This window comes from Phenylobacterium sp., from assembly GCF_031412415.1.
In the GTDB taxonomy this organism is placed as follows: domain Bacteria; phylum Pseudomonadota; class Alphaproteobacteria; order Caulobacterales; family Caulobacteraceae; genus Phenylobacterium.
The window spans coordinates 1-5,457 of sequence record NZ_JANOCX010000264.1 but is presented as its reverse complement, the minus strand read 5'-3'; the positions used below and the strand labels follow the sequence as shown (position 1 = coordinate 5,457).

General features: G+C 67.2%; 5 protein-coding genes and 1 pseudogene. 4 read left to right on the top strand and 2 right to left on the bottom strand.

What is annotated here, in order from left to right:
* Window positions 1-2,044 (top strand): TonB-dependent receptor domain-containing protein (locus RMO04_RS12900; RefSeq protein ID WP_309645186.1); only part of this gene is annotated, 2,044 nt, incomplete at its 5' end.
* A 227-nt stretch (window positions 2,045-2,271) separates the two neighbouring features.
* Window positions 2,272-2,586 carry a DNA-binding protein gene (locus tag RMO04_RS12895; RefSeq protein ID WP_309645185.1) on the top strand — a complete coding sequence of 105 codons (315 nt, stop codon included), beginning with the start codon at window positions 2,272-2,274 and terminating at the stop codon, window positions 2,584-2,586.
* Here RMO04_RS12895 and RMO04_RS12890 read toward each other — a convergent pair.
* Window positions 2,583-2,912 carry a hypothetical protein gene (locus RMO04_RS12890; RefSeq protein WP_309645184.1) on the bottom strand — a complete coding sequence of 110 codons (330 nt, stop codon included), beginning with the start codon at window positions 2,910-2,912 and terminating at the stop codon, window positions 2,583-2,585. The two genes, RMO04_RS12895 and RMO04_RS12890, sit on opposite strands and share 4 nt — an antisense overlap.
* 32 nt (window positions 2,913-2,944) lie before the next feature.
* Entirely contained in the window at window positions 2,945-3,562 is a 618-nt protein-coding gene (gene phaR, locus RMO04_RS12885) for a polyhydroxyalkanoate synthesis repressor PhaR (RefSeq protein WP_405041501.1), read from the bottom strand.
* 180 nt (window positions 3,563-3,742) lie between these two features.
* Between phaR and RMO04_RS12880 the strand changes: the two genes are divergently transcribed.
* Both RMO04_RS12880 and RMO04_RS12875 read left to right on the top strand, forming a co-directional pair.
* The gene (locus RMO04_RS12880; RefSeq protein ID WP_309645182.1) at window positions 3,743-4,918 is read left to right on the top strand and encodes an acetyl-CoA C-acetyltransferase; all 1,176 of its coding nucleotides are present in this window, start codon (window positions 3,743-3,745) and stop codon (window positions 4,916-4,918) included.
* 48 nt (window positions 4,919-4,966) lie between these two features.
* Window positions 4,967-5,457, top strand: a pseudogene (locus RMO04_RS12875) (SDR family NAD(P)-dependent oxidoreductase); the annotation flags it as partial.

The window sequence follows — 5,457 nt, the reverse complement described above, 5'->3', positions numbered from 1 at the left end:
GACCGGCGGCTTCACCAACCGCGACTACGCCCTGGACAACCTGGTCCCGCGCCCGTTCGTCGCCGCCACCGACACCAATTTCGAACTGCAGCAGGACTACGCGATCCAGATCCCGCTGAAGCGCACCAACGTCTACAGCCGCGCGACCTACGACTTCAGCGACTCGGTGAAGGCCTATGCGGAATTCGGCTACAACAACGTCGACTCTCGCGCGATCCTGGCGCGCACCGCGCCGAACATCCGCGAAACCACCAACGTCCCCGGCTTGCCGGCCAACGCCTCGTTCATCAGCCCGGGCATCCGCGCCCTGCTGAACGCGCGCCCCAACCCGAACGCGCCGTTCGGCGTCCGTTTCGAGGCGCCCAGCCAGTTCCCCAAGCGCGAGATCGCCTTCACCCGCGACCTCTACCGGATCATCGGCGGTCTCGAGGGCAAGATCGCCGGCTGGTCATGGGACGCGAGCTACAGCTACAGCCACCTCGCCACCACCGAAGTCCAGAAGGGCGACATCTCGCGCCGCACCTTCGTCGAGGCCTCGACCCCCAGCGCCACCGATCCCACCAAGTGCGCCAGCGGCAATCCCCGCTGCGTCCTGGTCACCAACCTGACCAACTGGTCGCCCGAACTGGTCAACTTCCTGCGGGTGGACAACCTGTCGACCACCGAACTGGCCGAGAAGATCTTCCAGGCCAACATCTCGGGATCGCCATTCACCCTGCCGGCCGGCGACCTGGGCCTGGCGCTCGGCTTCGAGCACCGCGATGTTTCCAGCAACGACAACCCCGCGCCGGTGCTGCTGGACTTCGCCTCGGCGGGCTTCGGCGAGCGTAACGCCACCGCCGGCCAGTTCGACGTCAGCGAAGTCTACGGTGAAGCGATCGTCCCGCTGCTGGCCGACATGCCGGGCGTCGAATATCTCGGCCTCGAACTAGCGGCCCGCTACTCCGACTACTCCACCGCGGGCGTGGTGAAGACCTACAAGGCCGGCGGCGAATGGCGGGTGAACGGCGACGTGCGCCTGCGCGCCGTCTATCAGCGCGCCGCCCGCGCGCCCAACATCGCCGAACTGTTCGGCGGCCTGGTGAACACCTATCCGGCCATGACCGATCCCTGCTCGCGCACCGCCAATCCCAGCGGCGCCACGGCGGCGCTGTGCATCGCCCAGGGCGTGCCGGCGTCCGCCATCGGCAGCTACCAGCAGAACGGCGCCGCCATCGAGGCTCGCCTGGTGTCCAACGCCAACCTGGCGGTCGAGACCTCCGACACCATCACGGTGGGCGCGGTCTGGACCCCGGCCTTCGTCCCAGGGTTCAACCTGACCGTCGACTATTTCGACATCAAGATCGAGAACGCCATCGAACGCCTGGGCGGCGGACCGCAAGGGACGCTGGCGGCCTGCTTCGCCAGCGGGGATGTAAACAACCCGTTCTGCCGGACCTTCACCCGCTCGCGCACCACCTACGAGATCATCGACTGGGGCGTGCCGCTGGCCAACGTGGCCAACCTGCGGACCTCGGGCCTGGACATCGCCGCCAACTACGGCTGGACGATGGACAACCTAGGGATCGGCGGCGATCCGGCCCGCCTTCGCGCCTCGCTGATCGGCACCTGGGTGGACAAGAACACCTTCCAGGCCAACCCCAGCGCGCCCGCCGTTGATCGCGTCGGCACGGTGGGTGGCGATACGCCCGCGATCCCCGAATGGCGCTGGACCGGACAGCTCGCCTACACCAGTGGCGGCCTGCAGCTGGCCTGGCAGACCGAGTTCCTGTCGAAGGTGAAGGACCGCAAGTACGCCACGGCGCTCGCGGCCGGCGCGGCCAACCCGAAGGCCGGCATCGCCGCGCCGACGGTGGACGCCTACTTCTACAACAACGTGCGGGCGGCCTATTCCTTCGACCGCTACGTGGTCTCGGGCGGGGTGCGCAACCTCTTCGACAAGCAGGCGCCGCGCCTGTCCTCCCCGATCGAGGGCAACACCGATCCCAACACCTACGATGTGATCGGACGCTATTTCTTCGTCGGACTGTCGGCGAAGTTCTAGGCGACGCCCTCGACCTCAAGTCGCCTGGAAAGGACGACCGGCGCGCCCCACGCGCCGGTCGTCTTCTTTTTTGCGTCGGGCCGTGGCTATCTCAGGTCAGGGCCGAGAAGATCAGCGTGACGACGGCCAGGTCGAAGAAGCGGGTGGCGAGCGCGATCATGAAACGTCGGGTCCAGGCGGGATTCACCTGTGGTTAAGCAAGACCGGCGCCAGGACGGGCGCGACTGATGGCGCTGTTCTTCGACGCCGCCTGGTTCGAGGCGAAGCTGGCGGAACGCGGTCTCACAAGGCGCGTCATGGCCGCCGCCGCCGGCATGAGCGAGGCCGACCTGGCCCTGGCCTTCAAGGACCAGCGGGAACTTTCCGCCGAGGAGGTGGGCATTTTCGCCGATCTGCTGGGCGTGCCCGCCGCCGAGGTGGCGCTGAACGCGGGAGTCTCCACCCCTGTACCCGGCCAGGAGAACCTGACCGGGCGGCTCGCGGCGCTTGAGCGACGGGTCGCGAGCCTGGAGGCGGAGTTGGCGCGGCTGAAGGGCGGCTAAATCTCGGTCTTGGTCACGCCGCCCTTGCGGGCGCGGCGGTCGGCGGGGCCGGACCACTCGGTTTTCGTATAGACGCTGCGGGCCGCGCCCAAGGTCTCGGGTCCGCCGCGCAGGCCGCGCTTCTGGCCGTCCTGACCCATGAGGTGGGCGTTGAAGGCCGAGGCGCCCTCCGCGGCGCCGCTCGGAGGCGGACTGGGCGCGGGATCGTAGATGGCCGGCACGCTGCGATCGAGGGCGTCCTTCGATTCCTCGCGATCAGCCCCGTGCGGTCGCTGGGCGCGGCGCACCAGTTGATTTCGACGGACGGGATCGATCGGCGAGCTCATGACGACCGCAAGTCTAGGCGCCTCGGGTTAAGCTAGCGTTTTGCCAGCTTCTCGATCTGGGCCTGCATGTCTTCCATCTGCTTCTTCAGCACGTTCAGCGTCTCGTCCGCCGCCGCGGCTGGAGCGTCGGCCTTGGTCGCGGGGGCGGCCTCGTCGGCGCGGGCGGCGTAGGAGAACGGCGAGAACATCTTCATGGCTCGGTCGAACATGGCCAGGTTCTGACGAATGGTCTCGTCATAGGCGCCGACGCCGATACCGATGCCGGTTCCAGGCGCGAGCGTCGAGAACTGGGTCCGCAGGCGCTCCTGCTGCTCGGCGAACGTCGCCAGGGAGAGTTCCAGATAGCTCGGCAGGAAGGCCTGCATGGAATTGCCGTAGAACCCGATCAACTGGCGCAGGAACTGGATGGGCAACAGGTTCTGCCCGTCGCGGCCCTCTTCCTCGAAGATAATCTGGGTCAGGACCGTGCGGGTGATCTCCTCGCCGGTCTTGGCGTCGAAGACCACGAAATCGACGCCCTGCTTCACCATCTCCGAGAGATGGTCCAGCGTGACGTACGAGGACGAGGCGGTGTTGTAGAGCCGCCGGTTCGCATATTTCTTGATGACGACACGGGTGTCGTCGGCCTTCCCACCTTGGGTGTCGACCATCATAGACCCTTTGCCGGGCTCCCTCCCCACGAGGCGCGCCACGCTCTTGCAGCGCAGTATCGCGGATGCGAGGGCGTTCGGAAAGCCGCCGCTCCAATGAGGCGAGCAGATTTCACCCTCTTGCCCAATATCGGGCGGTTGCAGATAGATAGAACTGCTTGTCCTTGAAGGAGCCTCGCCATGACCGACGTCGTCATCGTTTCGGCCGCCCGCACCCCGGTCGGATCGTTCAATGGGGCGCTTTCCAGCCTGCCCGCCCATGAGTTGGGGAAGGTCGCCATCCTCGCCGCCCTCGAGCGCGCCGGCGTCGCCGCCGCCGATGTCGACGAGGTGATCATGGGCCAGGTGCTGCAGGCCGGAACCGGCCAGGGCCCGGCCCGCCAGGCCGCCGTGAACGCCGGCATCCCGGTGGAGAGCCCGGCCTGGAGCCTGAACCAGCTTTGCGGCTCGGGCCTGCGCGCCGTGGCGCTGGGCGCCCAGCAGATCGCCGATGGCTCGGTGGGCATCGTCATCGCCGGCGGCCAGGAGAGCATGAGCCAGGCGCCGCACGCCGCCCACCTGCGCAACGGCACCAAGATGGGCGACATGTCGTTCACCGACACCATGACGAAGGACGGCCTGATCGACGCCTTCCACGGCTATCACATGGGCCAGACCGCCGAGAACATCGCCGCCCGCTGGCAGATCACCCGCGAGGACCAGGACCAGTTCGCCGTGGCCAGCCAGAACAAGGCCGAGGCCGCCCAGAAGGCCGGCAAGTTCGCCGGCGAGATCGCGCCGGTCACCATCAAGGGGCGCAAGGGCGACACGGTCGTCGATCAGGACGAGTACATTCGCCACGGCGCCACGCTGGAAAGCGTCTCGGGCCTGCGCCCAGCCTTCAACAAAGAAGGCTCCGTCACCGCGGCCAACGCCTCGGGCCTCAATGACGGCGCCGCGGCGCTGGTGTTGATGAGCGCCGACGAGGCCAAGAAGCGCGGCCTGACCCCGCTGGCCCGCATCGCGTCCTGGGCCTCGGCCGGCGTCGACCCCGAGATCATGGGCACCGGCCCCATCCCCGCCAGCCGCAAGGCACTGGAGAAGGCAGGCTGGGCGATCGGCGATCTCGACCTGATCGAATCCAATGAGGCCTTCGCCGCCCAGTCGATCTGCGTCGTGCGCGACCTGGGTCTCGACCCTGCCAAGGTGAACGTCAACGGCGGCGCCATCGCCATCGGCCATCCCATCGGCGCCTCGGGCGCCCGGATCCTGACCACGCTTGTCCACGAGATGAAGCGTTCGGGAGCCAAGAAGGGCCTGGCCACGTTGTGCGTCGGTGGCGGCATGGGCGTGGCCATGTGCGTCGAAGCGGTTTGACCTGAACGCTGGATCAACCGGCGTCGTTTTTGAAAATGGGAGGCGACTATGGCCAGAGTGGCGTTCGTCACGGGCGGAACCCGCGGCATAGGCAGAGCGATCTGCGAGCGGCTAAAGGCCGACGGCATGAAGGTCGCCGCAGGCTATTCCGGAAATGAAGAGGCGGCCGTGGCCTGCGCCAAGGATCTCGGCGTCATGGTCGTGAAGGGCAATGTCGGGGTCTTCGACGACTGCAAGCGCGCGGTCGACGACGTCACCGCCGAACTGGGACCTATCGATATCCTGGTCAACAACGCCGGCATCACCCGCGACGGGGTGTTCCACAAGATGAGCCCGGAACAGTGGTCCGACGTCGTCCGGGTCAACATGGACTCGGTCTTCAACATGACCCGCCAGGTTATCGAGGGCATGCGCGAGCGGTCCTGGGGCCGGATCATCAACATCTCGTCGATCAACGGCCAGTAGGGCCAGATGGGCCAGACCAACTACTCGGCCGCCAAGGCGGGGGTGATTGGCTTCACCAAGGCGCTCGCCCTCGA

Coding starts and splice junctions, on each gene's coding strand:
- phaR (WP_405041501.1), bottom strand. CDS start 3,562: ATGGTCGACACCCAAGGTGGGAAGGCCGACGACACCCGTGTCGTCATC.
- RMO04_RS12890 (WP_309645184.1), bottom strand. CDS start 2,912: ATGAGCTCGCCGATCGATCCCGTCCGTCGAAATCAACTGGTGCGCCGC.
- RMO04_RS12895 (WP_309645185.1), top strand. CDS start 2,272: ATGGCGCTGTTCTTCGACGCCGCCTGGTTCGAGGCGAAGCTGGCGGAA.
- RMO04_RS12880 (WP_309645182.1), top strand. CDS start 3,743: ATGACCGACGTCGTCATCGTTTCGGCCGCCCGCACCCCGGTCGGATCG.